This is a genomic window from Croceicoccus pelagius, from assembly GCF_001661915.1.
Taxonomy (GTDB): Bacteria; Pseudomonadota; Alphaproteobacteria; order Sphingomonadales; family Sphingomonadaceae; genus Croceicoccus; species Croceicoccus pelagius.
On the sequence record NZ_LYWY01000037.1, the window covers coordinates 60,063 to 85,320 of the forward strand.

Annotated in this window: 23 protein-coding genes and 1 tRNA gene; 10 read left to right on the plus strand and 14 right to left on the minus strand. The window is 64.0% G+C overall.

Features of this window, described 5'->3' with window-relative positions:
- Positions 1–15: 15 nt before the first annotated feature.
- Positions 16–1,605 carry a tetratricopeptide repeat-containing protein gene (locus A9D15_RS09660; RefSeq protein WP_066764402.1) on the minus strand — a complete coding sequence of 530 codons (1,590 nt, stop codon included), beginning with the start codon at positions 1,603–1,605 and terminating at the stop codon, positions 16–18.
- A 122-nt stretch (positions 1,606–1,727) separates the two neighbouring features.
- Complete coding sequence (locus A9D15_RS09665) at positions 1,728–2,087, minus strand: UrcA family protein (RefSeq protein ID WP_066764404.1); 360 nt, start codon at positions 2,085–2,087, stop codon at positions 1,728–1,730.
- Between the two features lie 510 nt (positions 2,088–2,597).
- On the opposite strand from A9D15_RS09665, the gene A9D15_RS09670 reads away from it, so the two are divergent.
- The 3 genes from A9D15_RS09670 (at position 2,598) to A9D15_RS09680 (ending at position 7,281) form a co-directional block, all read left to right on the plus strand.
- Positions 2,598–3,638: a quinone-dependent dihydroorotate dehydrogenase gene (locus tag A9D15_RS09670; protein WP_066764406.1), complete on the plus strand. Its 1,041-nt coding sequence runs from the start codon at positions 2,598–2,600 to the stop codon at positions 3,636–3,638.
- Positions 3,639–3,648: 10 nt separating this feature from the next.
- Positions 3,649–5,367 (plus strand): gamma-glutamyltransferase, encoded by a 1,719-nt coding sequence (gene ggt, locus A9D15_RS09675; protein WP_066764408.1) that lies wholly within the window; start codon positions 3,649–3,651, stop codon positions 5,365–5,367.
- 63 nt (positions 5,368–5,430) lie between these two features.
- Positions 5,431–7,281, plus strand: a complete 1,851-nt coding sequence (locus tag A9D15_RS09680; protein ID WP_066764410.1) for an AMP-dependent synthetase/ligase — start codon at positions 5,431–5,433, stop codon at positions 7,279–7,281.
- Between the two features lies 1 nt (position 7,282).
- Here the strand turns inward: A9D15_RS09680 and A9D15_RS09685 are convergent, their stop codons facing one another.
- The 5 genes from A9D15_RS09685 to A9D15_RS09705 form a co-directional block, all read right to left on the minus strand.
- Positions 7,283–7,792 (minus strand): hypothetical protein, encoded by a 510-nt coding sequence (locus A9D15_RS09685; protein WP_156521737.1) that lies wholly within the window; start codon positions 7,790–7,792, stop codon positions 7,283–7,285.
- Positions 7,789–8,325, minus strand: coding sequence for a hypothetical protein (locus A9D15_RS09690; protein ID WP_066764413.1), 537 nt, complete (start codon positions 8,323–8,325; stop codon positions 7,789–7,791). Before A9D15_RS09690 ends, A9D15_RS09685 begins: the two co-directional genes overlap by 4 nt.
- A gap of 118 nt (positions 8,326–8,443) precedes the next feature.
- Positions 8,444–9,028: a hypothetical protein gene (locus tag A9D15_RS09695; RefSeq protein ID WP_066764415.1), complete on the minus strand. Its 585-nt coding sequence runs from the start codon at positions 9,026–9,028 to the stop codon at positions 8,444–8,446.
- Positions 9,028–10,023 carry a sulfur carrier protein ThiS gene (gene thiS / locus A9D15_RS09700; protein ID WP_082924422.1) on the minus strand — a complete coding sequence of 332 codons (996 nt, stop codon included), beginning with the start codon at positions 10,021–10,023 and terminating at the stop codon, positions 9,028–9,030. Before thiS ends, A9D15_RS09695 begins: the two co-directional genes overlap by 1 nt.
- 83 nt (positions 10,024–10,106) lie before the next feature.
- On the minus strand, positions 10,107–10,481 hold the full coding sequence (locus A9D15_RS09705; RefSeq protein ID WP_066764416.1) for a MerC domain-containing protein: 375 nt from the start codon (positions 10,479–10,481) through the stop codon (positions 10,107–10,109).
- Positions 10,482–10,579: 98 nt separating this feature from the next.
- Here A9D15_RS09705 and A9D15_RS09710 point away from each other — a divergent pair, with 98 nt between their 5' ends.
- From A9D15_RS09710 to A9D15_RS09735, 6 genes are all read left to right on the plus strand, one after another.
- Positions 10,580–11,686 (plus strand): COX15/CtaA family protein, encoded by a 1,107-nt coding sequence (locus A9D15_RS09710; protein ID WP_066764417.1) that lies wholly within the window; start codon positions 10,580–10,582, stop codon positions 11,684–11,686.
- Positions 11,683–12,012 carry a divalent-cation tolerance protein CutA gene (gene cutA / locus A9D15_RS09715; protein WP_066764418.1) on the plus strand — a complete coding sequence of 110 codons (330 nt, stop codon included), beginning with the start codon at positions 11,683–11,685 and terminating at the stop codon, positions 12,010–12,012. Before A9D15_RS09710 ends, cutA begins: the two co-directional genes overlap by 4 nt.
- A gap of 138 nt (positions 12,013–12,150) precedes the next feature.
- Positions 12,151–12,630 carry a 50S ribosomal protein L13 gene (rplM, locus tag A9D15_RS09720; protein WP_066764419.1) on the plus strand — a complete coding sequence of 160 codons (480 nt, stop codon included), beginning with the start codon at positions 12,151–12,153 and terminating at the stop codon, positions 12,628–12,630.
- The gene (gene rpsI / locus A9D15_RS09725) at positions 12,630–13,136 is read left to right on the plus strand and encodes a 30S ribosomal protein S9 (RefSeq protein WP_066764421.1); all 507 of its coding nucleotides are present in this window, start codon (positions 12,630–12,632) and stop codon (positions 13,134–13,136) included. The genes rplM and rpsI overlap by 1 nt, the downstream gene beginning before the upstream one ends.
- An 86-nt stretch (positions 13,137–13,222) precedes the next feature.
- Complete coding sequence (locus tag A9D15_RS09730; protein WP_066764423.1) at positions 13,223–13,963, plus strand: sulfotransferase family protein; 741 nt, start codon at positions 13,223–13,225, stop codon at positions 13,961–13,963.
- Between the two features lie 63 nt (positions 13,964–14,026).
- Positions 14,027–15,451 carry an amidohydrolase family protein gene (locus A9D15_RS09735; RefSeq protein WP_066764425.1) on the plus strand — a complete coding sequence of 475 codons (1,425 nt, stop codon included), beginning with the start codon at positions 14,027–14,029 and terminating at the stop codon, positions 15,449–15,451.
- Here A9D15_RS09735 and A9D15_RS09740 read toward each other — a convergent pair.
- From A9D15_RS09740 to A9D15_RS09750, 3 genes are read right to left on the minus strand one after another with little or no spacing between them, the layout of a single operon-like run.
- Positions 15,448–16,134, minus strand: coding sequence for a CDGSH iron-sulfur domain-containing protein (locus A9D15_RS09740; protein ID WP_066764427.1), 687 nt, complete (start codon positions 16,132–16,134; stop codon positions 15,448–15,450). The two genes, A9D15_RS09735 and A9D15_RS09740, sit on opposite strands and share 4 nt — an antisense overlap.
- A 41-nt stretch (positions 16,135–16,175) precedes the next feature.
- Positions 16,176–16,847 carry an RlmE family RNA methyltransferase gene (locus A9D15_RS09745; RefSeq protein ID WP_066764428.1) on the minus strand — a complete coding sequence of 224 codons (672 nt, stop codon included), beginning with the start codon at positions 16,845–16,847 and terminating at the stop codon, positions 16,176–16,178.
- A 10-nt stretch (positions 16,848–16,857) separates the two neighbouring features.
- A complete protein-coding gene (locus tag A9D15_RS09750; RefSeq protein ID WP_066764429.1) occupies positions 16,858–18,093 on the minus strand; it encodes a Ppx/GppA phosphatase family protein in 1,236 nt (411 codons plus the stop codon).
- A gap of 191 nt (positions 18,094–18,284) precedes the next feature.
- On the opposite strand from A9D15_RS09750, the gene A9D15_RS09755 reads away from it, so the two are divergent.
- Positions 18,285–18,358: transfer RNA gene (locus tag A9D15_RS09755), tRNA-Gln, on the plus strand.
- A gap of 30 nt (positions 18,359–18,388) precedes the next feature.
- On the opposite strand, the gene A9D15_RS09760 is transcribed toward A9D15_RS09755, so the two are convergent.
- The 4 genes from A9D15_RS09760 to A9D15_RS09775 form a co-directional block, all read right to left on the minus strand.
- Positions 18,389–19,156: a hypothetical protein gene (locus A9D15_RS09760; protein ID WP_066764431.1), complete on the minus strand. Its 768-nt coding sequence runs from the start codon at positions 19,154–19,156 to the stop codon at positions 18,389–18,391.
- 117 nt (positions 19,157–19,273) lie between these two features.
- On the minus strand, positions 19,274–20,482 hold the full coding sequence (locus A9D15_RS09765) for a DUF445 domain-containing protein (protein ID WP_066765021.1): 1,209 nt from the start codon (positions 20,480–20,482) through the stop codon (positions 19,274–19,276).
- Positions 20,483–20,561: 79 nt separating this feature from the next.
- The gene (locus A9D15_RS09770; protein ID WP_066764433.1) at positions 20,562–24,008 is read right to left on the minus strand and encodes an efflux RND transporter permease subunit; all 3,447 of its coding nucleotides are present in this window, start codon (positions 24,006–24,008) and stop codon (positions 20,562–20,564) included.
- Between the two features lie 12 nt (positions 24,009–24,020).
- Positions 24,021–25,229 carry an efflux RND transporter periplasmic adaptor subunit gene (locus tag A9D15_RS09775; protein WP_066764435.1) on the minus strand — a complete coding sequence of 403 codons (1,209 nt, stop codon included), beginning with the start codon at positions 25,227–25,229 and terminating at the stop codon, positions 24,021–24,023.
- Positions 25,230–25,258: the final 29 nt, after the last annotated feature.

Below are 25,258 nucleotides of genomic sequence, written 5' to 3' on the forward strand. Positions count from 1 at the left end.
AGAGGCGCAAGCCGCCTAGCCATCGCGCAAGGCAAAGAGAGTCAGCCCCTCACACTCCCCCACCGCTTCGGCATAGACCACGCCCGGAGCGGCAAGGAACAGGGCCGATGCGAAAGGCTCGCTCACCGTCACGACACCGGGCAGGGCTTGCGCTGCAAGACGTGCAAGGTCAGCCACACCGCGCCCGGCAAGCGCCGCCGGTTCCTCGAACCAGTGGGCGAGGGCATAGTGACCCGCGATCGTCACTGGAGCCTTGAAGCGGTGCGATTGCAGTTCGCGCGCGAATTCCCATGCGGCCTCGGGCGTACCGAAGGCGGCCAGCCGCGTGTTCCCGCACGACAGCATGACAGCAGGTTGCGCCTCCATCGCCGCGAGCACGTCGCGCAAAGGGTAAAGCAGTTCGTCGGCGGCTTTCTCGAACGAGGCTTCGTCGAGATCATCCAATCCCGCAAAGCCGATCTGCAGCATCGCGGCGAGCCTGCGGTCGGGACGGCCCTCGGGCGGCTTTGTCGCAGAGGCCTGTACGCTTTCGACACGCGGCCAACGCAAATGGTGGCTGCGGCGGCCCGCGTCCTGCCATCGCGTCGCGTCGCGCGCGGTCGCGCGGCCCTTGCCCAGTTCGCCGCCCTCGTCATCGACGATGGTAAGCTGCACCGCTTCGCTGCCCATCATCGAGGCATGGAGCACGGCGCAGCCCATCGCGACATCGGAAGCAAGCGCGGTCGCCAGCGGTTCGTAGGCACCGGTATCGGTCGCAGTGGTGACAAGGCTTTCTGCCGCATCGAGACAGGCGCGGAAACGCGTTTCCCATTCGGCGCCATAGGGACGGATCGACTGGGCCACGAAGGCATCGGGCGTCAGCGGCAGGACGACATGAAGCTCCGCCCCGCGCGCCAGAAGACGTTCGGCGATGAGGATATCCGCCCCTGCGGCAAGCGCCCCGAAGCCGAGGCCGATCGCCTCTTCCTCCAACACGGCGTCGATCCGGTCCGCCAGAGCGGCGACGTTTCTGGCATCGACGCCCATGTGGCCGGCAAAGTGGAGCGAGCGCGGCGGGCGGAATTCGTCGAGCCAGTCGGCCTCCTCGCCCCTCGCCGCGACGATCAGGCGCAACTGGCGCAGCGTACTCGCCATGTCCTCGTGATTGTCGGGCGATGCTTCCAGCGCCGCGATCAGTGCCGCCCTCGCCCCTGCAGCGTCGCCGACGAGCAGCAGGGCCTCGGCCCTTGTCGCGGCCAGGTAGAACGGCGTTTCGGCCAGTTCGCGGTCGTTTTCGAGCCAGTCCGCGATCGATGCGGCCAATTCGCGTGCGCCCGCGTCATCGCCTGAAAGCAGGCGCAGGGTCGCGACGTTGATGCGGGTATAGGGCTGGGGCAGCAGGGCATCGGCACGTTCGTAAAGGGCGGCGGCCTCGGCCATCATTGCGCGCCGCTCCTCGCCTGTAAGGCGCAAAGCGCGATCCTTACGCAAGCGGCCCTTCACCGCGAGCGTCGAGGATTCTTCCCGGCTTTCGAAACCGCCGGCCTTGAAGAGATGTTCGGCATGGTCGAGCGCGCCCGCGCGCGCCGCCGTGATGATCGCGGGAAGCGTCGGCTTCATCGGCATTTACGATCCTCGATCAAGTTCCGTCCTCCCCTATGACGGTCGTTGCAAGCAAGTGGTTAGCACAAATGGAGAAAGTCCGAACCCTTTCGGGTCCGGACTTCTCCGGTCAATTACCGCACGGTTTAGCGTGCGGACGAACGCGGAGCCCTGATCGGGTCTGCAGCGACCATGACCGGAAGCTTGACCCGCGAGTCGATGACGGCTGCGACCTGCACTTCGGTGCGTTCGAGCGTTTCGTTCATGCACTTTCGCTCAAAGGCCATGGTGCCAACGCCGCGCATCCCCTTGGGTTCGCATACCGTGCGCGCCGCGCGCTTGACCAAGCGGCGTAGGTCCTTGACCCCTTCCTCACTGGTGAGATCGAAGCCCCAGGTATCGACCTCGATGGTACGCGTCTCTTCCTTGGCATGGGCGGTTGACGTAGTACCGGTAGCAGCGATCCCGGCGGCGACAATGGCAATGAAAGCCTTCTTGGAATACATGATAAGAACTCCCCACAGTCTTGCATGTAACGTGTAGCGACCATTCAAGACCTACGAGAGTTTTTGAAACATTTCGCGTGACGTCTATCACGCGTAATTTTATTTCAGTTGCAACCGTATGATGCATTTCAGAATTTAATTGTTCTCGGGCACTTCCTGCAGCTTTAAACCAATTGCCCGGCCCTGAAACGGCGAATGCCCGGACCTGTAAAAGATCCGGGCACCCCCCACGGACACCGGCGCGGACAAACGCCGGTAGGCCTTGCAAGCGAGCCCTGGTCTTTCGGACCATGACGGACGGCTCAGCTCACAACGTACAGAACGGGAACTCCCCCAAGTCCCTGCCCTGTATCTGCTGTCGAAGACGGGTTTACGCCGGGGTCTGCGCGGCTACGCGTGACGGCGGTCACGCCCGCGCAGAAAAATGCGGATTTGTCCGGATGCGACTTTGCGTAAATTGCAGACAGCCGCCGTTCGACATTGCACAAAGCCTCTCTTATAGGCGCGCGCATGGTCTATTCGCTGCTGCGCCCGCTCATCTTCCGTCTCGACGCCGAACAGGCGCACGGTGTCGCGCTCGACGCGCTGAAGACGACGCCCAGTTCGCTGCTGGCCAGCCCGCCGCGCCCCGATCCGGCGCTCGCGATGGACGTGGCGGGGATTACCTTCCCCAATCCCGTCGGTATGGCGGCAGGGTTCGACAAGAACGGCGAAGTGCCCGATGCCCTGCTGCGCTGCGGTTTCGGGTTTGCGGAACTGGGCAGCGTCACCCCGCGTCCACAGGAGGGCAATCCCAAACCGCGCCTGTTCCGCCTTGCCGAGGACCGCGCCGTCATCAACCGCATGGGTTTCAACAACGAAGGCGCCGAAGCGGTCGAGACCCGCATGAAGCGCCGCGCTGGCCGCCCGGGCGTTGTCGGCATCAACATCGGCGCGAACAAGGACAGCGAAGACCGCGTCGCCGACTATGCGACGATGACGCGGATCATGGCTCCTTATGCCAGCTATCTCGCAGTCAACATTTCCAGCCCCAACACGCCGGGCCTGCGCGCGCTGCAGGACGAGTCTGCGCTGACCGGCCTGCTCGATGCGGTACTGGATGCGCGGGGACAGGATGGCCCGCCGGTCTTCCTCAAGGTCGCACCCGATCTCGAACCCGCCGACGTCGATGCGATCTCGCGCATCGCGATCGACAAGAAGCTGGGCGCGCTGATGGTGTCGAACACTTCGATCACGCGGCCTCCGCTCGCCTCGAAGCACCGCGACGAAGGCGGCGGACTGTCCGGCGCGCCGATCAAGGCGCTGGCGCTGCAGCGGCTTCGCGATTTCCGCAAAGCGACAGGGCGCGCGATGCCGCTGATCGGCATCGGCGGCATCGCGACGGCGGAAGACGCGTGGGAACGCATCCGTGCGGGCGCAAGCCTCGTGCAGCTCTACTCAGCCATGGTCTATGAAGGGCCCGGCATTGCGGCAAAGATCGTGCGCCGCCTGCCCGCCCTGATGGAGCGTGACGGATTTTCCTCGATTGCGGAAGCGGTTGGCAGCGAATAGCCTGCGCCCCATGATCCAACGCCTGATTGCCATTCTCGCCGCGCCGCTCGCCCTTGGCGCCTGTGCGACAGTTCCCGCCGAAACCCCTCCCGCCCGCCCCGAGACAGGCCCAACCCTCCCTTCCACCGGAATGGTCAGCGCCGCCGACCCGCGCGCGGCAGAGGCAGGTGTCACCATGCTCAAGGCGGGCGGCAATGCGACTGACGCGGCGGTGGCGACGATGCTGGCGCTTACGGTCGTGGAGCCGCAGTCGAGCGGGATCGGCGGCGGCGGGTTCCTCGTACTCGACCCCGAAGGCGACGGCGACCCGACGACATACGATGGCCGCGAAACCGCGCCTGCCGCCGCCATGCCTGCGCGGTTTCTTGACGCGTCGGGCCGACCGCTGCCGTTCCGCGCCGCCGTCGAAAGTGGGCTCAGCGTCGGCGTGCCGAGCAATATCGCGCTTGTCGCCAGGGCGCATGGCGAACACGGCGCGCTGCCTTGGAAAGACCTGTTCGCGCCCGCCATCGCGCTGGCCCGCGAAGGGTTCGTGCTCTCCCCCCGTCTTCGCGAAAGCCTCGACCGCTGGCGCTCCGTCGGCGCGATGAGTGCGGACGGGCGTGCCCTGTTCTACGGCGCCGATGGCGAGCCGCTTCCGGTCGGCACCAAGGTGCGCAATCCCAAGCTCGCGGCGTTCCTCGAAAGCCTAGCCAACGAAGGGCCGGACGCATTCTACACCGGCAGCAACGCTGCTGCGGTTGCCAGCACCGTTTCCGCGGCAACACCTGCGGGCAAAGGTGCGATGACGCTCGCCGATGTCGCTGCATACGAAGCGAAAGAACGGCCTTCAGCCTGCGGCACCTACCGGCTGTACGTCATCTGCGGCATGGGTCCGCCATCTTCCGGCGCGACGACCGTCTATGCGATTCTCAAGCAGATCGAGCGTTTCGACATGCGCGCCTATGGTCCCGAAAGTCCGGTTGCATGGCACCTGATTGCCGAATCGACCCGCCTTGCTTTTGCCGACCGCGGGCGCTGGCTGGGCGACAGCGACTTCGTCGACGTTCCGCTGCCGGGCCTGATGGACGAGGGCTACCTCGTAAAGCGCGGACAGCAGATCAGCGCCGACAGCACGATCGCCGATCCGCAGCCCGGTCTGCCGCCGGGCGCGATGGCGATCATGAGCATGGCCGATCCGCAGCCCGAGAACGGCACTTCGCATTTCGTCGCGATCGACGGCGATGGCGGAATCGCCAGCTATACCTCGACGGTCGAAAGCGCGTTCGGATCGGGGCTGATGGTGAACGGCTACTACCTCAACAACGAACTGACCGACTTCAACTTCGCGACCGGCACGGCAAACAGCGTCGAGGGCGGCAAGCGTCCGCGTTCCTCAATGTCGCCCTCGATCGTCTATGGCCCCGACGGCACCTTCCGCCTTGCCGTTGGCGCGGCCGGCGGCTCCACGATCATCACGCAAGTCGCCAAGGCGCTGATCGCGGTCATCGACTGGGACATGAGCGCGCAGGACGCGATCGACCTGCCGGTGATCTACGCACCGGGCGATACCGTCTTCGTCGAGGAAGGCACTGTGCTTGTGGCGATGATCCCTGCTCTGCAGGCGCTCGGCCATGCCAAAGTGATGACGAGGCCCGGTACCTACAAGGCCAACGCGGTGGAGCTGGTGGACGGCGAATACGTCGGCGCCGCAGACCGCAGAAGCGAGGGGATGGCGGTCTCTCAATAGGTTGCCGCTAGGGAACGTGCGCCGTAGAAGCGCATTACGGAGAGGAAAGGAAGGACACGCCGCATGGCGAAAACCACTGCGGGTGGACCGCATTCGGGCCCGAACGGGTTCACCATTGCCGAGATCGACGAGGCGCAGAACCTCGTCTCGCTTTTCCTGCATCGCGCCGAACGTTTGGGCGATGCCCCCTTCCTCTATGCCAAGATCGACGGAAGCTGGCAGCCGCTGAGCTGGAGCGAAGTCGCCCGCCAGGTTACCCTGTTGGCCGAAGCGATGCTGACCATCGGCCTCAACAAGGGCGACCGCGTCGTCATCGTTAGCGAGAACCGGCCCGAATGGTGCATCGCGGACCTTGCGATCATGGCCGCGGGCCTTGTCAGCGTTCCGGCCTATACCACCAACACGACGTCCGATCACTTGCACGTGCTGGAAAATTCCGGCGCGCGCGCGGCTTTCGTCTCATCGGCCAAGTTGGCCAAGACCCTCCTTCCCGCCGTCCTCAACAGCCCGTCGGTCGAACACGTGATCGCTTTCGAACCGCTGAAGCAGCAGCAGGTCGGCACGGCGCGTTTCCACACCTTGTCGGACATGCTGACCGGCGACGCGGACGCGGCTTTCGAGTCTGTGGCCAGGCGCATGGAGGCGGTTCAACGCGCCGATCTTGCCTGCATCATCTACACCAGCGGCACCGGAGGAGCGCCGCGCGGGGTTCGCCAGCATCATGGCGCGATCCTGATGAACTGCGGCGGCGCGGCGCGAGTGATCGCCGAGGATCTGGGGTGGGAACAGGAAAGCTTCCTGTCCTTCCTGCCGCTCAGCCACGCTTACGAACATACCGGCGGGCAGTTCCTGCCGATCGGACTTGGCGCGACGATCCACTATGCGGAAGGGCTGGACAAACTGGCCGGCAATATCGAGGAGGTCCGCCCGACGATCATGGTCGTTGTCCCGCGTCTGTTCGAAGTCTTGCGCGCACGGATCCTGAAGCAACTGCAGAAGCAAGGGAAGGCCGCGCAGATCCTGACCGATCGGGCGATGGCCTTGGCCGAACGCGAATCGAACGACCAGCGCCGCCCTTTGATCGACGCCGTGGAAGACCGGGTGCTGGACAAGCTGCTGCGCCCCAAAGTGCGGGCGAGGTTCGGCGGCCGGATCAAGGCTATGGTATCGGGCGGTGCGCCGCTCAACCCCGAAATCGGCTATTTCTTCACCGGGCTCGGTCTGCCGCTGATGCAGGGTTATGGGCAGACCGAAAGCGGGCCGGTCATCTCGGTGTGTCGGCCCAAGACGGGTCTGAAGATGGATACCGTCGGCCCGCCTCTGCATGGCGCCGAAGTCCGCATTGCCGAGGACGGCGAGATTCTCGCGCGCGGCGAAATGGTGATGTACGGGTATTGGCAAAACGCATCGGAAACCGCGAAGGCGCTCGTCGACGGCTGGCTCCACACTGGCGACATCGGCCATTTCGACGAACGCGGGCGGATCAAGATCACCGACCGCAAGAAAGACATGATCGTCAACGACAAGGGCGACAACGTCGCGCCCCAACGTGTCGAGGGCATGCTGACGCTGGAGCCGGAGATCGCGCAGGCCATGGTCTCGGGCGATCGCAAACCGTACATCGTCGGCCTGATCGTGCCCGATGCCGAATGGGCCCGCGACTGGGCTCGTGAGAACGGTGCCGATATCGACTGGACCAAGCTTAAGGACAATCCCGAATTCAAGGCGGCGGTCCGCAAGGCGGTGGACCGGGTGAACGTCGACCTGTCGGTAATCGAAAAGGTGCGCCGATTCGAATTCGCGGACGAGGCATTCACGATAGAGAACCACGAAATGACGCCGTCGCTGAAGATCCGGCGCCACAAGATCCGCGACCGCTATGCCGAGCGGATCGCGGCGATGTACAAGAGCTAGATCAGAAACCGAAGTTGGTCTGGAACTGCTCCAGCTCGATGCTGAGCAGGGTGTAGGCCGCGTCGAGTACTTCTTCGAACGCTTCGGCCTCGACCTTGTCGGCGACCCATTGTTCGATCTTCACGCTGCCGCCGCTGCCGGTCATCGAATCGAAGCGGGCGTGCCAGCGTTCCTTGTTCTGCATGAGCGCAGTGATCACCCCGCTGACCACGAAAGGCCGGCGCACGCCCAGTTTGGACCAGGCGTCAATGGCACGCACGACGTTCGAACGCTTGCCCTCGCCCCCTGTCTCCGCCTCTGCAAGATCGCGCAGAATGCCAAGCTGTTCGTGTGGCGGAAGAGTCAGGTCGACCTCGTGCCCGGCGGCTTCGGCAACCATCAGCGTTTCGCAGATGATCTCGTCACTGCGCGCGTAGAGGTTCATGCAGCGGCCACGCCAGCTGCAGATTTCGTCCCAATGGGGTCCGTTCCCGCCGGTTTCGGGCACCGGCTGTCCCGTGATAGCGCTCAATGGATCTCCGCCGACTGGTCTTCGATCCAGTCAGGATAGAATCCCGGGCGGCGCTTTGACCAGCCCGGAGCGCATGCGGCCGCCTCGCTGATCGAATGGAGCAGCACCTTGCGCCGTTCTGGCACAATCTGCGGCAGCGCAGAGGCGGCACAGAAGGCCGCGGGCAGCCAGGGACGCACTTCCGGGCCGAGCAGACGCTCGTAAAGGAAGCGGTAGGCCGCGAACCCGTTGATGCACCCTTCGACAAGATCTGCCGCGGTCAGCGCGATGAGGCGTCCCATGAAGCGCTCCATCCGCTCGCCGCTCTGCATCGCAGGAAGCGCGGCGCGAAGCGTGCGAAGCTGCTGGTAGGCCAGCGTCTGGCGGCGGATCGATGAAGCCTCATCGGGATTGCGCGCCCAGCGGGCCAGCGCGTCGGCGCGGGCGAGGCCGATGTCGAGACCTCGCCGGATATAACGTTGCTCCGCCGGGTCGAACTCGGCAAATTCGCGAAGTTCCGCGATTGCCAGAGATGCCGTGTCGAGCTGCGCCATGATCCTTCCTTCTCGCATTGCGCCGTCCCTGCGAAGACTATGCGGGGCTGTCCGGCAAGCTTGCGCGAAACGGGGTTAGGATCGGGTTAAGACGCGGGTTAATTTTCTCGCTCTACGATTAGGCTGATGCGATCGAGATCAGAAGCGGCCCCTTACTCGAGTCGATTCTGATCGATAGGTGCGCCCCATCCTCCTCAGCGCACGTAGTCGCCCAATCGATAGCCGATTGGGCGAAATTTTCCGGCATCTTGGATGATCCAGCCTGCCAAGGAACATAGATCGCAATTCCCAGACGGATACAATCTGTTGCAAAGTCTCGGGCCGTAACGTCAGCAACTGCTGCTGCCAAAAGCCCCTTGATGTAGTTTGGCTTTCGTTCGTTTGGCCAACCGATCTTGAACTCTACGATGGCCGTCGAAGGGCCTTCCCGATCAATCAGGATGAGATCATGCCGGCCAGAGCGCGCCCCATCCCTCTTAGCGTTGGCCTCGACCAACGTGAGATAGCCGGATTTGGCTGCCGCCGCGCTAAACGCACCGACTGCGGTCAATTCTCCGTGGACCATCGGATCGTACGCCGGATCAACATTGATCAGATGCTGCCGCGCGGTCGCAAGTTCTTTGAGCACCGACAACAGCCGCGAGGGCAGTCGAAAGCCTTCCATCATCTGGTTGGTTAGGTCACCAACCGTGAAGATCTGCATCAGATCAACCCGGCAAGCGGGCTCGACGGGTCGGCGTACTTGCGTGTGGCCATGCGGCCTGCGCGATAGGCGGCGCGGCCTGCCTCGACCGAGAGTTTCATGGCATGGGCCATCAGGATCGGGTCCTTCGCCTCGGCGATGGCGGTGTTCATCAGGACGCCTTCGCAGCCCAGTTCCATTGCGACGGCAGCGTCCGAGGCCGTACCGACGCCGGCATCGACCAGCACTGGCACGCTTGCGCCTTCAACGATCAGGCGGATTGTAACGCGGTTCTGAATGCCGAGACCCGAACCGATCGGCGCGCCCAGCGGCATGATCGCGACGGCGCCGGCGTCTTCCAGCTGCTTGGCCGCGATCGGGTCGTCGGCGCAGTACACCATCGGTTTGAAGCCGTCCTTGGCCAAGACTTCGGTGGCGCGGAGAGTCTCGATCATGTTGGGGTAGAGCGTCTTTGCCTCGCCCAGAACTTCGAGTTTCACGAGGTCCCAGCCGCCCGCCTCGCGCGCAAGACGCAGGGTGCGGATCGCGTCTTCGGCAGTGAAGCAGCCCGCCGTGTTGGGCAGGTAGGTGATCTTCTTCGGATCGATATAGTCAGTCAGCATCGGCGCCTTGGGGTCCGACACGTTGACGCGGCGTACAGCGACGGTGACGATCTCGGCCCCGCTCGCCTCGACCGCGGCGGCGTTCTGTTCGAAATCCTTGTACTTGCCCGTGCCCACGATCAGGCGCGAACGGAAGGTCTGGCCGGCCACCGACCAGCTATCGTCGCCTACCGGACTCACGTCACCACCTCCCACGAAATGTACGATTTCCAGCTTGTCGCCCTGCGCCAGACCCACGCCTTCGAGGGTAGAGCGCGGGACGATGTCGCCATTGCGCTCCACCGCGACTTTCGCAGGGTCCAGTTCGAGCAGGCGGGCTAGGTCCGCGATCGAGCTGCCGCGGGGAATACGGCGGGTCTCGCCGTTGACGATGATGGAGATCTGTTCGGACATGGAAGGCGACATAGCCGCTTTGCCCGCCGCTTCAAGCTCCGCCATGCAAGAGGGCGGGGGCGGCCGGTGCTTTTGTCGGGCAATCAGAAGGAATGCGCGCGTAGGTTCATGACGTGCGCGATGGCAACACAAACGACACCCGCGATCGTCAGGAAAGCTTCATGCGCGCCATGCGGAACGGTCAGAGCCACGCCCATCAGCGCGAGGCCGAAACCGCCGACGGCCAGCGGCATCATCCGGCCATGGCGCAGGACGCCAACCCCGATGGTCGCCGCGCCGACGAGGATCGCAAGGCCGAGACCGAATTCGTGGATTTCAGGTGCGAGCAACCACTGCCCGCCAAGCCCCAGCAGCCCGACAAGCAGGATGCTGGCCACGCAATGCACGGCACACAGGCCGGAAAGGGCGATTCCCATCCGGTCCAGCTTCAGCCGCGTCGCATAGCTTGGTCGTTCCATGAGGGGTCATGTATGTAACATTATATCATTTAACAAGCGGAATCGGCGAGACGCCCTTGCGCTTTGCGCCAAAGCGACGCAGATGCGGGGCCGAAGAGATGAAAACGGCCCTTATCTATCCCCCCGATTCCGTCCGGTATGGCAGCGAGAGGCCTTTGGCCCTGTCGCGCTGGTTGGCGTTCGTTGCGGCACTCGTAATCCTGATGATCGCAGTGGGTGGCATTACCCGTCTCACCGAATCGGGACTGTCCATCACCGAATGGAAGCCGGTGACCGGCGCCTTGCCGCCCCTTAGCGAAACCGCGTGGCAGGCCGAGTTCGACGCCTATAAGCAGATCCCCGAATATATCGAGGTGAACGGCCCGGCCGGCATGACGCTGGCCGAATACAAATTCATCTACTTCTGGGAATGGTTTCACCGCCTGCTGGGGCGTTTGATCGGCATGGCCTTTGCTCTGCCGCTGGCATGGTTCTGGTTTCGCGGGGCTATTCCGGCCGGATACAAGCCGCGCCTGTTGGCGCTTCTGGCGCTTGGCGGCCTGCAGGGTGTGTTCGGTTGGATGATGGTCCGGTCGGGCGTTGGCGCCGAAGCGATGCTGGATATGCGGACCGACGTTTCGCACTACTGGCTCTCGATCCACCTGATGACCGCGCTGTTCACGCTGGGCGGCCTGGTCTGGACCGCGCTCGACTTGCGCAACTGGGCGCGCAGCGATCCGCATGCGGGGCTTTCGGGCTTCAGCGTCGGTGTTCTTGCGGTCCTGGCGGTACAGCTGCTTTACGGTGCATGGATGGCAGGTCTCGACGCGGGCTATGTCGCAGGCGGCGGGCTGCTCAATTCGTGGCCGCTGATGCAGGGCAGCCTGTTTCCCGAGGGCATCGACTGGTCGCGCGGCGCACTTTTCGCGTTCACGGCCGACCCGTATCTCGTGCACTTCATCCATCGCTGGTGGGCATGGGTCGCGGTCGCCGCGCTTGTCGTAATGGGCCGCCGGCTGCGAGCAAGGCATCGCCATATCTCTATCTTCATTCACGCCGCTTTCGGAACGCAAATCTTGCTCGGCATCGCGACGATCTGGACCGGCATGGAAATCTGGGTCGCTGTCGCCCACCAGGTCGTCGGCGCGCTGGTGCTCGTCACTACGGTCTGGGGCGCACACGCGCTGGGCTTTCGCGACAGGATGCCGGGAAGCGTGATGAAATGAGCGGGGCGGCGCTGATCTGGGCTCCCTTCGAGGACGAAGATAGCGCCGCAAAGGTCGCCGACGCGCTGCTCGACGAAGGCCTGATCGCCTGCTGCAACATGATCCCGATCAAGTCGCGCTACGTCTGGCATGGCGAGCGCGGCGCCGGCGATGAAGTCGGCGCGCTGTTCAAGACGCGGGCCGACATGCTCCACCGCGCGGTCGCCCGGTTGGAAGAGCTACACCCCTACGAAACCCCCGCGATAACGGGTTGGACTTGCGGGGCCGCAGGGGGCGAGACGCTGGCGTGGCTCGCGGGGATTGGGACGGTCGCACGCAACGGCTGACTCTGAACGGTATTATTTTACCGCGCCCGAAAGCCCCCGATTTGCTTGACTTGCGGCACCGATGCGCACAAAAGCGCGCCAACTCGCCGCGGCAGCCCCGTGGCGATTCTGTTTTTTCAACGTAAGGAACTGAAAGCCATGAAGGCAATCAGCACCCAGACCCGGTCGATCAAGCCGGCCGAGGTCGAAAAGAAGTGGCACATCATCGACGCCGACGGTCTCGTCGTCGGTCGTCTGGCGGTGATCATCGCCAACCACCTGCGCGGCAAGCACAAGCCGAGCTACACCCCGCACGTCGATTGCGGCGACCATGTCGTCGTCATCAACGCGGACAAGGTGAAGTTCACCGGCAACAAGACGCAGGACAAGAAATACTACAAGCACACCGGCTATGCCGGCGGCATCAAGGAAACGACCCCGGCGAAGATCCTCGGAGGCCGCTTCCCTGAGCGCGTGCTTGAAAAGGCCGTTGAGCGTATGGTTCCGCGTGGCCCGCTTGGCCGTCAGCAGATGAAGGCTCTCCACCTCTACGCCGGCACCGAACACCCGCACGACGGTCAGAAGCCCGCCGTGCTCGATGTCGCTGCCCGCAATCGCAAGAACAAGGTTGGTGCATAATGGCCGACAACGAAGTTAAGGACCTTTCCGATCTCGCCGAGCTTACCGAAGGCACCGAGATCGAGAACACCGAAGCCCAGGCCCCCACCACGCCGCTGCGCGAGCAGCAGCTGGACAAGTTCGGCCGCGCCTACGCAACCGGCCGCCGCAAAGACGCCGTCGCACGCGTCTGGATCAAGCCCGGCTCGGGCAAGGTCATCGTCAACGGCCGCGACCAGGAAGTCTACTTCGCGCGTCCCACGTTGCGTCTCGTCATCGACCAGCCCTTCTCGATCACCGATCGCCAGGGCCAGTACGACGTCGTCGCCACCGTCAAGGGTGGTGGCCTCTCGGGTCAGGCAGGCGCCGTGAAGCACGGTATCTCGCAGGCTCTCACCAAGTACGAGCCTGCTCTGCGCGGCACCGTCAAGGCGGCCGGCTTCCTCACCCGCGACAGCCGCGTGGTCGAGCGTAAGAAGTACGGCCGTGCAAAGGCACGTCGTAGCTTCCAGTTCTCGAAGCGTTGACGTCTCGCAGACATACATCGAAAAAGGGCCGTATTCGTACGGCCCTTTTTTTTGCGCCCCATCCTTGTGAAGGTCCCGCCTGACCCATGCGTTTCCTGACCAGATCGAAGCCGCAGGCCCCTGCCCGGCTTCCCGGTTTCGACTATGCCGAAGACCCGCGGATCGAACGCATGGTCTTCATCTGCGGGCTCCATCGCAGCGGGACGACCCTGCTCGAACATTACCTCGCCTCGCATTTCGAACTCTCGATCCTGCGCGCCTCGGTGCCCGAGAACGAGGGGCAGCATATCCAGACCGTCTATTCGACCGCCAAGTCGTTCGGCGGACCGGGCAGGTTCGCGTTCAATCCGGCGCTTGGCACGCAGATCCTCGACCAGTGGAAGCCCTTCGTGGTCGGCAATGCCCCAGCGCTGCTGGAAAAGAGCCCGCCCAACCTCGCGAGGATAGGCTGGCTGCGGAAGGTCTTCCCCGGCGCACGTTTCGTCATCCTGACCCGCGATCCGCGCGCAGCGGCGGCCGCTACGCAGAAGTGGGCCAAGACTTCGCTTCCCGAACTGATGATGCACTGGAACGTCGCCCATTCCGCCGCGCTTGCCGACATGCGCGAGGATGACTGCCATGTCCTTCGCTATGAAGACTTGTGCGAAGATGCCGAGGCGGCGCTCGCGGCGAGCGGCCTTGCCGCCACGCTGACGCGCCGCGCCGAACCTGTCGCGATCGAGGACCGTTTCGCGACCTTTCGCAATTCGAACGCCCGCTATTTCGAACTGCACGAAGGCACCAGATATGGCCGGGGCGCGTGGGACGAATTCGGCTACAGCGTCTGACCACGCACTTCAAATCGAGTAACCAGTCGTGCATCTTCCCTTTCGAACAGGATTGGGGGTCGCATGAAAAGAACCACATATATCGGGCTCGCCGCAGTTGCGCTGGCGGCATCGCCGATACACGCAAAGACCACAGCGCTTGTCGGGGCCACCGCCATCGACGGAACCGGCACCGCGATCGAGGACAGCGTGATCATTGTCGACGACGGGCGGATTTCCTGCATCGGAACCGCAGACGACTGCAAGGTCCCGAAGAAGGCCGAGATCGTCCAGCTTGCCGGGCGTTACGTAACGCCGGGCCTTATCGACTCTCATGTCCATTTCGCCCAGACCGGCTGGCTCGACGGACGGCCAGATGGGTTGAGTGCGCCGGATATCTATCCCTACCACGAAACCATGGCCACGCTTCGGGCCGATCCGGGGCGCTGGCACCGGGCCTATCTGTGTTCAGGCATTACCTCGGTTTTTGATGTCGGCGGTGCTGACTGGAGCGTTACGGGCGAGCAGGCGACCGATACCGACCGTCCCGATCGCGCGCGCGCCCGCGCGGCAGGCCCGCTGATCACGCATGCCAGCGAGTATAATGAGAATTACGTCGCGGGTGGCCATCCTGAACTCGCACCATTTCTGCCATTCGACACCGACGACGAGGTGCGTGCAGCCATCGCGCATCTTCAGGCCATCGGCTCTAATGCGGTAAAGGTCTGGTTCCTGAAGCCCAAGCCCGAACTGCGCGAGGAACTGGAGAACCGCCTGCTTTTGACCGGAAAGCTGGCGCGGGAAGCGGGCCTGCCCCTCATCGTCCACGCGACCGGACTGGAGGAGGCCAAGGCCGCCCTGCGCGCCGGAGCGACGATTCTGGTTCACAGCGTCGACGACAAGCCCGTCGATGCCGAGTTTCTCGACCTCCTGAAAGTGAACGACACGGTCTACACGCCCACCATCGTCGTTGGCGAAGGCTGGCTTCGCGCAATGGCTGCCGTCGCGACGGGCGCTGCCTACACCATCGACGATCCGGGCAAGTGCGTGGACGATGCGATCATCGAGCGGATCGTCACGCCCGAAGGGCTTAAGGGACTGGCCGAGCGTCTCACGCCCGATTACGTCGTCGACAGGGCGCTGGCAATAGGACGGGAGCAGGCGATCATGGAGCACAATTTGCGCGCCGTTCGCGATGCGGGCGGGCGGATAGCGGTCGGCACCGATGCCGGCAATCCGCTGACGCTCCACGGCGCGTCGATCTACTGGGAGATGGAAGCGATGCAGGCCGCGGGCATGCCCCCTGGCGAAGTGATCGAGGCCGCAACAATCGCCGGCGCGAAGGCGATGGGTGTCGACGCAGAAACAGGCTCGCTAACGGCGGGGAAGTCAGCCGACCTGCTCGTCATGGCCGAAGACCCGCGCAAGAACGTTACCGCCTTTCGCCAGATCAGCCATGTAATGCGCAAGGGCACCTTGTACGAGCAGCACGAGCTGCAGGTGCGTTAATCGCGGTCGGAAAAGCCGATCTTGATATGCGAGCCGTCGCAGAACGGCTTGTTCCCGCTCGCACCGCAACGGCATAACGCCATGCGGTTGCGGGACTCGTAGCGCTCTCCATCCGCGCCGGTCAGCGACACGCCGCCTTCGACATAGAGCGGGCCCGAACATTCCTCTGCCGGGTCCTGCGTCGTCGAGATGCGGGGGTCGCGCGGGTGTTCGACCATGTCACCGCTCTCGGCGTCGACCGCGACGAGCCGCCCCGATGGGCAGCGGGCGATCTGGTTGAGAAAGACGTCTGCGATTTCGTCCTCGTCGGTCCGCTCCACCTCTTTCCAAACGGTCTGATACGTGTCGCAGAACCGTGCCACGGCGCAGAGGTCTTCCTTGTCGAGCAGATGATAGCGCGGGCCTTCGAGCTTATTCGCCTTTTCGACGAAGCCGCTGCGATCCGCCGTCTCGGTGCCGTCGAAATCGGTGTCCTCGTGGCTGCCGTCGCAGAACGGCTTGTTGGCGCTGTGCCCGCAGCGGCACAGATAATACGTCGGTTCGGCATCATGTTCGCCGGTCTTCGCCCAGTCGAGCGAAGCGCCGTCCGGGCCGGTTTCGATCTTCTGATCGATGAGGGGAAGCGAAGCGCTTACCTCGTAGGGGCCGTCTTCGGTGATCTTGATGCCGTGTGCGTCTGCCATGCCCGATCAACTGACCGGCAGGCCGTGCGGTTCCTCGAGCCTCAAGCCTCTTCGGCGCGGCCCTTGAAGTCCTGGGCGATCACGTACCATTCCGAACTGCCCTTGCGGCTGGCAGGAGGCTTGGCGTGTTTAACGGTGCGGAAGTTCTTTTTCAGGATGTCGAGCAGCGCCTTGTCGGTGCCGCCGGCAAAGACCTTGGCCACGAAATCGCCGCCCGGCGCCAGTGTCTGGACTGCAAAGTCGACCGCCGTTTCGACAAGACCCATCGTGCGCAAGTGGTCGGTCTGTTTATGACCGACAGTGTTCGCCGCCATGTCGGACAGGACAAGATCGGGAGCCTGACCCAATGCCTCCATCAGCGCGTCGGGTGCCGTGTCATCCATGAAGTCCATTTTGAAGATCGTCACGCCGGGCAGGGGATCGACGTCGAGCAGGTCGATGCCCACAATCTTCGCCTGCGGACGGCGTTGCGCAACGACCTGGCTCCACCCACCCGGTGCAATGCCCAGATCCACGACGGCGTTCGCTTTCTTCAGAAGCGCGAACTTCTCGTCCAGCTCCTTCAGCTTGTAAGCGGCGCGGCTGCGATAGCCGTCCGCCTTGGCCTGCGCGACGTAAGGATCGTTCAGCTGACGCGCCAGCCAGCGCGCCGACGACGCAGTACGCTTCTTGTTGCTTTTCAGCTTCTGGCGGTCCTGACCCGATCTGCTCATGGCGCGCCTCTTACAGCGGTTTTTCACGCTGGGCGAGAGCGCGCGGCTGATCCAGTCTCGCCCCGCCCATGAGCGAGCGCAGAATACCCTCGCGAATGCCGCGATCGGCAACGCCAAGGCGGGCGGCAGGCCAGAGGTCGAGGATCGTTTCCAGGATCGCACAGCCCGCGACGACCAGTTCGGCACGGTCGCGCCCGATGCAGGGCAGCGCCTGCCGTTCCTCGGGCGAAATGTGCGAAAGCTGCTTGGCGATGTCGCGCATGGCCAGCGCCTCGACGATCAGCCCGTCGACCGCGCGGCGATCGTATTGCGGCAGGCCGAGGTGCAGGCTGGCCAGCGTGGTGACAGTGCCGCTGGTGCCCAGAAGCCGCAGACCGTCCTCGCCGCCTTGCGAGCGGAAGGGTTTGAGACGCATCGAGAAGTCGGAGAAGGATCTATGCACCGCGCGGCGCATCTCACGATACCGTTCGAGCCGCTGATTGTCGGATTCCTCGGCGTTGCTGGCGGGGAAACTCTCGGTCAAAGAGACGACACCCCACGGCACCGATTGCCAGTCAACGATGCGCGGAACGGCCTTGCCGGTCTCGATCAGGACCAGTTCGGTCGAGCCGCCGCCGATGTCGAAGATCATCGCCGGGCCTTCGCCGCGTTCGAGGAGGACATGGCAGCCGAGCACGGCAAGCCGCGCTTCTTCCTGGGCACTGATCACGTCGAGCACGATGCCCGTTTCGCGGCGGACGCGTTCGATGAAGTCGTCGCCGTTCGATGCGCGGCGGCACGCCTCGGTCGCGACCGAGCGGGCGAGGTGGACGTTGCGGCGCTTCAGCTTGTCCGAGCAGACGTGGAGCGCGGACAGCGCGCGATCCATCGCCTCGTCCGACAGTCGCCCGGTCTGCGCCAGGCCTTCGCCCAGACGCACGACGCGGCTGAATGCATCGATCACGACGAAGTTCTCGCCCGAAGGCCGTGCGATGAGAAGGCGGCAGTTGTTGGTGCCAAGGTCGATCGCGGCATAGGCCTGCCGCGAGGGGCGGCCCTGCGGAACGTTGCCGGAAGAAGGTTTCGCGTTCTGCTGCGGAGCGTTTCCGCGCGCAGGTCTGCCTCGCCTGTTCCGGTTGTTCGACTGCCTGTCCGGCGCGCCCTTGGCAGATGGGGGTCTGCGTGCCCCTTCCGATCCCGGATCGTGCGACCTGTCCGCGGTCTGCCGATCCTCGTCCTGCGATGCCGGCGGGTCCAGATCCGCCATGCTGTATTTCCAAATCCAAAATCAATGAACTGCGCCCCTGGCCAGTGGCCATGCGCAGCGAACCTGGAACCCATGCTAACGGCGGGTGGTTAAAGTGACAAGTTCGCGGCCGGAAACCATGCAAGACTCGCCTTGACGCAGGCGGGAGATGCTAATATTGGGCGCCCCTCGGCGGCCGATTGGCTGCCCGTTGCCCCGTCGTCTAATGGTAAGACTACGGATTCTGATTCCGTCTATCGAGGTTCGAATCCTCGCGGGGCATCCACTTTCCAAACCTCCCTGATGAACGGGCTGCTCAGGCAGCGGCACCGTCGATCCGTGCGCGGATGTTGCGCAGGACGCGGCGGGAGATCTGGCGCTGTTTCTCGCGGTCGAGCGGGTGGTCCGGGTCGAAGCGGGCCTTGTCGTTGTCGGCAAAGACGTAGCGGGTGACGATGGCGCGCTCCATCGCAAGATCGCGCTCAAACGCGTCAATATCGGCGGGGTGGACAGTGCCGGGCATGGTCTGGCGGCTCCGCAAGACGGCACGGGCGCGCTCCTTTTCCGCTCTTTCGCGCATCATCGCCTCGTACGCGTCAAGCATCTCGTCGAGGGAACGTTGCGCGATGCGGGCGGAGGTTTCCGCTTCTACCCGGGCGCTGGCGTCCTCATCCTCGATCTCGAAGCCGAGGGAGACATCACCCTCACCCATCATCGCGTCGAGCGAGACGGTACGCGCGCCGACGCGCTTTGCGCTGTCTCGTGAATCCAAGCGGACGCGGTGGCGCAGGGCCTGAAGCTCGCAGCGCAGTTGCCAGTTCACGAACGTAGTGAAAAGCGCGCGGGCGGGATCATAGTCGCAGATCGCGCGGTGGACGCCGATGGCACAAACCTGTTCGGCATCGTCGGCCATGTCGACCAGGCCATAGACCCGCGTGAAGTGCCTGATGCGCGGCGCGATAAGCCGCATGATGCGGCCGAAATGCGCGTCGATCTCGCGCAGCACGCGCGGCCCCTGCGGTCCCGAGCGCAAGGCGATGATCGCCGCGACTTCGTGCTCCAGAGCCTGCGTCGTGCGCGACATGTCCGGTTCCCTCCATCAGCGAAGGGCGGGCGCCCTTCCAAGGGGATCAGGGTTAACGGGTCGGTCATCAACGCCGCCCGCAACGGCGGATAGGCATTTGCCCGTATCTCGCGCCGATCAGGATAGCAGCGCGTCGAGCGCGTGGATCGCGACGCCGACGAGCCCGCCGACAAGCGTGCCGTTGATGCGGATGAACTGCAGATCGCGCCCGACCGCGCCTTCGACCCGCTGGGTGATCGTCGTCGCGTCCCAGCGCTTGACGGTTTCGGAGACGAGCCGGACGAGCTGGTCGCCATAGCGGTTGGCGATGCCGACCGCGCTGCGACGCGCGAACCGGTTGATCTGGATCTGCAATCTTGGATCGTCGCGCAGGGCCTGCCCCAGTTCGGAGATCGCGCCGCCAAGCTGGCCACCCATCGCCGCATCGGGATTGCGGGCCATGTCGATAAGGCCGCGGCGCATCCGTTCCCAAACGCTCTGCCACCAGACGCCGACGGCGGGGCTGGACAGCACTTCGTGCTTCATCCCTTCGACCCGCGCGCGCATTTCAGGATCGTGGACCAGATCATGGGCGAGCTTCTCCAACCCTTCCTCGATCTTTTCGCGCACAGGATGGTCAGGGTTTACCAGCATCTCGGCCAGCATCCGGTACAGCCCGTCGAGTACCGAATTTGCGAGGCGTTCGTCCAGACCCGTCCAGCGCAGCAGGGCATTGGCCCGTTCGTGTATCATGGTCCGCACCATTGGCTCGTTCGCCTCCAGCGTCAGGCCCGCCCAGCGGATTGTCGAATCGACCAGCGGCAAGTGTTTCCCGTCAGCAATGGCGGTCGACAACACGTTGCCCAGAAGCGGTGCGACCTCCAGCTTGTCGAGCTGGTTCTTGAGGCCCGAACGTACCTGTTCGCCCAGCCTTTCGGGGTCGAGCGATTCGAGTACTTCGGCGAAAAGCTCCGCCGCGCCTGCGCGAACCCCGGCTCCGCCATGGTCGGGCGCCGCCAGATAGTCGCCGATGCCGCGCGCGATATTCATGCCTGCCATGCGGCGGGCAACGACTTGCGGCGTCAGGAAATTTGCCCGCAGAAAGCCCGCCATGGTGTCGGCAATGCGGTCCTTGTTGGTCGGGATAATCGCGGTGTGCGGGATCGGGATGCCGAGCGGGTGGCGGAACAGGGCGGTGACCGCGAACCAGTCCGCCAGCGCGCCGACCATCGCAGCCTCGGCAAAGGCCATGACATAGCCCACCGCCGGATGCATCCCGAGATACTGGCGCGAAACCAGGAAAACCGCCGCCATGAGCACGAGCAGCCCGGTCGCGACCCGGCGCATCGTGCGGGCCCGGTCGGGCATGGCGCCCGACGCGAGCGCGAGGTCGTCGCTTCCGCTCAAACCGTGTGCATCTTCCGCATCATTCGGCAGGCGCAGGGCGATTCTGCCCGTCAGCATCATCGCGCAAACCATGTTCGTCACCCGGACGATAGGTCAGGAACCACTGGCGAAGCTTGGGGCCGACGCGCTTTTCGAATCCGTCTGCCAGCGAGAAGCCTGCCGGCACGATGACCAGCGTCAGGATCGTCGAGAGGATCAGGCCGCCGATCACGACCGTGCCCATCGGCGCGCGGAATGCACCGTCACCGCTGAGCGAAAGGGCCGTCGGCACCATGCCGGCCGCCATGGCGACCGTTGTCATCACGATCGGCTGCGCACGCTTGTGACCTGCGTCGATGATCGCTTCCTTCTTCGGCACGCCGGCTTCCATTTCTTCGATCGCGAAGTCGATCAGAAGGATCGAGTTCTTGGCGACAATGCCCAGGAGCATCAGCAGGCCGATATAGACCGGCATCGAGATGATCCCGAGGTTCTTGTCGAATATACCCAGGAACCAGAGCAGCAAGAGCCCGCCCAGAGGCGCGAGCAGAAGCGATGTCATGTTCACCAGCGGCGAGATGATGCGCTTGTAGAGAAGCACCAGCACGGCAAAGACGAGGAAGATGCCGGTCACGACCGCGTACATGAAGTTCGTGATCATTTCCTGCTGCCACTCGTCGTCGCCGACCGGTGGGGTCGAAACGCCTGTCGGCAGGTTCTGCATCGTGGGCAGCTTGTTGATTTCGCCCATCACGTTGCCCTTCACCTGGCCGTCGGCCATGTCCGCGCCGACGAGGATGCGGCGCGACAGGTTGAAGCGCTGGATCTGCGTGGGGCCCGCTCCGAAGCTGACATCGGCAACGCGGCCCAGCGGGACCGAGCCACCCGTCGCAGTCGGGATCGGCAGGTTCTCGATCGTCGAGATGTCCTGTCGCGACTTCTTGGCAAGGATCACACGGATCGGGATCTGGCGATCCGATAGCGAGAACTTCGCAGCGTTCTGGTCGATCTCGCCGATCGTCGCGATACGGATCGCCTGGCTGAGCGCGGCGGTCGTCACGCCGAGCTGGGCGGCCAGATCGGGCCGCGGCGTGATGATGAGTTCGGGCCGCTGGAGATCGGCCTCGATACGCGGAGCGATGATCGAATCGAGCCCGCGCATTTCGCTAACGAGCTGGTTGGCGACATCCTCAAGCTGTTCCGAATCGGAACCCGACAGCATGATGGTGATATCGCGGCCCGTGCCAAAACCACCGGACTGGGACGCGAAGCTGACGCGGGCGTCGGGAATGTCCTGCAGCGCCGGGGTCAGGCGGTTCTCGAACTCGATACTCGTGGTCTCGCGCTCGTCCTTGAGCGCGATGTAGATATTCGCGTTGCCTTCGCGGATCGATGCCAGAGCGCGTTCGACTTCGGGCTGATCATAGAGCATGTCCGAAATCCGGTCGGCAACGGCGACCGTCTGGTCGAGCGTGGTACCCGGCGTCATTTCGATGCGGACCTCGCTCGTATCCTGGTCCGATTCCGGCTGGAACTGCTGGGGCAGGGAAACGAGGAGAACCGCGGTCAGCACAAGGGCCGCGACGCCTCCGATGAAGGCCCAGAAACGATGGTCGAAGAAACGGGCGTAGGCGCGGTGACCGAAACCACGGAGCCTTGCCATCGCACCGCCTCCGCCGCGCGTCGCGCGAATGATGACGGCGATCAGCAGGCTGATACCGAACATAGCTCCGCCTGCGATGGCTGCCACCATCAGCGTCCCGCCGAGCACCTTGCCGATGGCGATCAACGTTTCGCCCCAGGTGTCACCGTATTCGGCGGTCGCCAGTCCAAACGATGCGCCCACTACGAAGACGAACACGGCCAAAGCGAGCGCGGGCACGAACATCTCGATATCGCGGGCCGGACGGGCCTTGCGCTCCTCTGCCTTGCTTTCGTCCAGCATGAAGGGAAGCACGCGCATGTAGAGGTCCATCATGCGCCCGCCGCCATGTTCGGCATGACCCTTAGCGCGCAGGAAATAGGCCGCGATCATCGGTGTGATCATGCGGGCCACGGCAAGGCTGGTCAGCACCGCAGCAACGACGGTGAGGCCGAAGTTTTTGAAGAACTGGCCCGAAATGCCCGGCATCATGCCGACCGGCAGGAAGACCGCGACGATACACATGGTGGTCGCGACGACGGCAAGTCCGATTTCGTCGGCAGCATCGATCGAGGCCTGGTAGGCCGATTTGCCCATACGCATGTGGCGCACGATGTTCTCGATCTCCACGATCGCGTCATCGACCAGGACGCCCGCGACGAGGCTGAGCGCGAGGAGCGACAGCGTGTTCAGCGAGAAACCCATGAGGTCCATGAAAAAGAACGTCGGGATCGCGGAGAGCGGGATCGCGATGGCGCTGATGATCGTGGCGCGCCAGTCGCGCAGGAAGAAGAAAACGACAATGATTGCCAGCAGCGCCCCTTCGACAAGCGCTTCGATCGAGCTCTTGTACTGGTCCTTCGTGTACGTGACCGAAGTGAAGAGCCGGTTGATGTGAATGCCCGGGTTCTCTTCCTTGATCTTTTCCAGCTCGACCACTGCCGCATCATAGACGGTGACTTCGGACGCACCTTTCGCGCGTTCGAGGCTGAAGGTCACGACTTGGCGTCCCTGCAGCGTGGCGACGCGGGTCTGTTCCGAATAGCTGTCGGAAACGGTCGCGATATCCTTCAGCCGGATGATGCGGCCATTGGACAGGTTGATGCGCGTTTCGCCAAGGCGGAATGCGTCGTCGGCATTACCCAGCACGCGGACCGACTGACGCGCACCGGCGATCTCGGCCTGACCGCCCGCGGCATCGATGTTGACCTGCCGCAGCACGCCGTTGACCTGTGCAGCCGTGACGCCCAGCGACATCATCTTGGCAGGATCCAGCACGACGCGGATCTCGCGGTCGACGCCGCCGTTGCGGCTGACCGAAGCCATGCCCTCGATCGAGAGCAGGCGTTTTGAAATGGTGTCGTCGACGAACCAGCTCAGCTGCTCCATCGTCATGTCGTCGGCATAGATCGCGAAATAGGCGATTGGACCGCCAGCGATGTCGACCTTTGAGACCTGCGGTTCGAGAATCCCGTCGGGCAGGTCGCTGCGGATCTGGTCGATCGTGTTGCGGACCTCGTTCGTCGCCTCGTTCGGGTCGATGCCCAGTTCGAACTGCACGAAAGTGCTGCTCGACCCTTCACGCGCGGTCGACTGGATCTCATCGACGCCGTTGATCGAACGGACCGCCGCTTCAACCTTCTGGGTAATCTGTGTGTTGATCTCGCTCGGCGCGGCGCCGGGCTGCGAGATGCGCACGTTCACACCGGGAAAGTCGATGTCCGGATTGTTGTTCACGTCCATCTGCGCGAACGAGAACATGCCGGCGAACAGCAGAGCCGTGAACAGGACGATGGGAACGATCGGATTGCGGATCGACCAGGCGGACAGGTTGCGGAAGTTCATGGGTCCGGCCCCTTACGTACCGGGCTTGAACATGCTGGGCTTCACCTTGTCGCCTTCGAACAGGAAGCCGCCTGCGCGCAGCACCACCTTCTCGTTTCCGGTCAGCCCTTCGACCACCGTGATGCCCGCATCCGTGACGAGGCCGGTCTTGACCGCACGGCGCTGGACCGTGTCGTCCTTGTCGACGATGTAGACGAACGAGCCCGTGTCGTCGTTCTGGATCGCCGATTCGGGTAGCATCGGGGCATCGACCCCGCCGGTGCCGATTGCCGCCGTGGCAAAGCCGCCGGGGCGCAGTGCACGGTCATAGTCGAGCGCGATGCGCGCCTCGCCCTGACGCGAACCTTCATCGATTGTGGGCGAGAGCTGCCAGATCTGACCGGTGAAAGTCTTGTCGGAGCCAACCGGCTTCACTTGCGCGGTGGCGCCGACCGAAAGGCGGGAAAGATCGCTTTCGCCAACAAGCGCAGCCAGTTCCATCTCGCCGCCGCGGGCGATAAGGAACAGCGGGCCCGACCCTGCCGACACGACCTGCGCCTGTTCGACATTGCGCTGGAGCACGAAGCCGCCAGCCGGGGCAACGATGTTGAGCCGTGCGTTACGTGCGCGCAGTTCGCCAAGCTGGGCCTCTGCCACTCGGACGCGGGCCCGGGCGGCGTCGCGTGTCGCGGTCAGGCGATCGACGTCGGCCTTGGAAATAAAGCCGCGATCCACCAGCTGTAGCGCGCGTTCGAGATTGCTTTGCGCCAGTTCGGCATCGGCGCGGGCGACTTCGACCTGCGCGGCCTGTGCCTGGACCTGCTGGCTCTGTACCGAACGCTCGATCACGGCGAGAACCTGTCCGGCGCGGACCCAGTCGCCTTCGTCGACGCGGATGTCGGTGATCTGGCCGCCTTCTCCCACGACGCCAACCGGCATCGGGCGACGCGCGGCAAGCGTGCCACTGGCGTCGATTTCGCCCAGCACGGTCTCGCTGCCCGGCACGATTACGGTGACGGACGGCACCTGCTCGCCATCATCGGTGGTCAGCGCGGCATCGTCGCCGCCGCTCATGGCAAGGAACAGGGCGATGATGACGACAAGGGCGCCTGCCACGATGGCGGCGATCACGATTTGCTTGCGGCGACGCTCACGCGCCGGCGAATCGTCAAGCGCATCATCGTAAGGGTCGACGATCGCAGGCTCTGCCGGCCCGCTGTTGGACATGGAATCGTACTTCATAAGCGTGGCCTTGCGGCGCTCCCCATCAT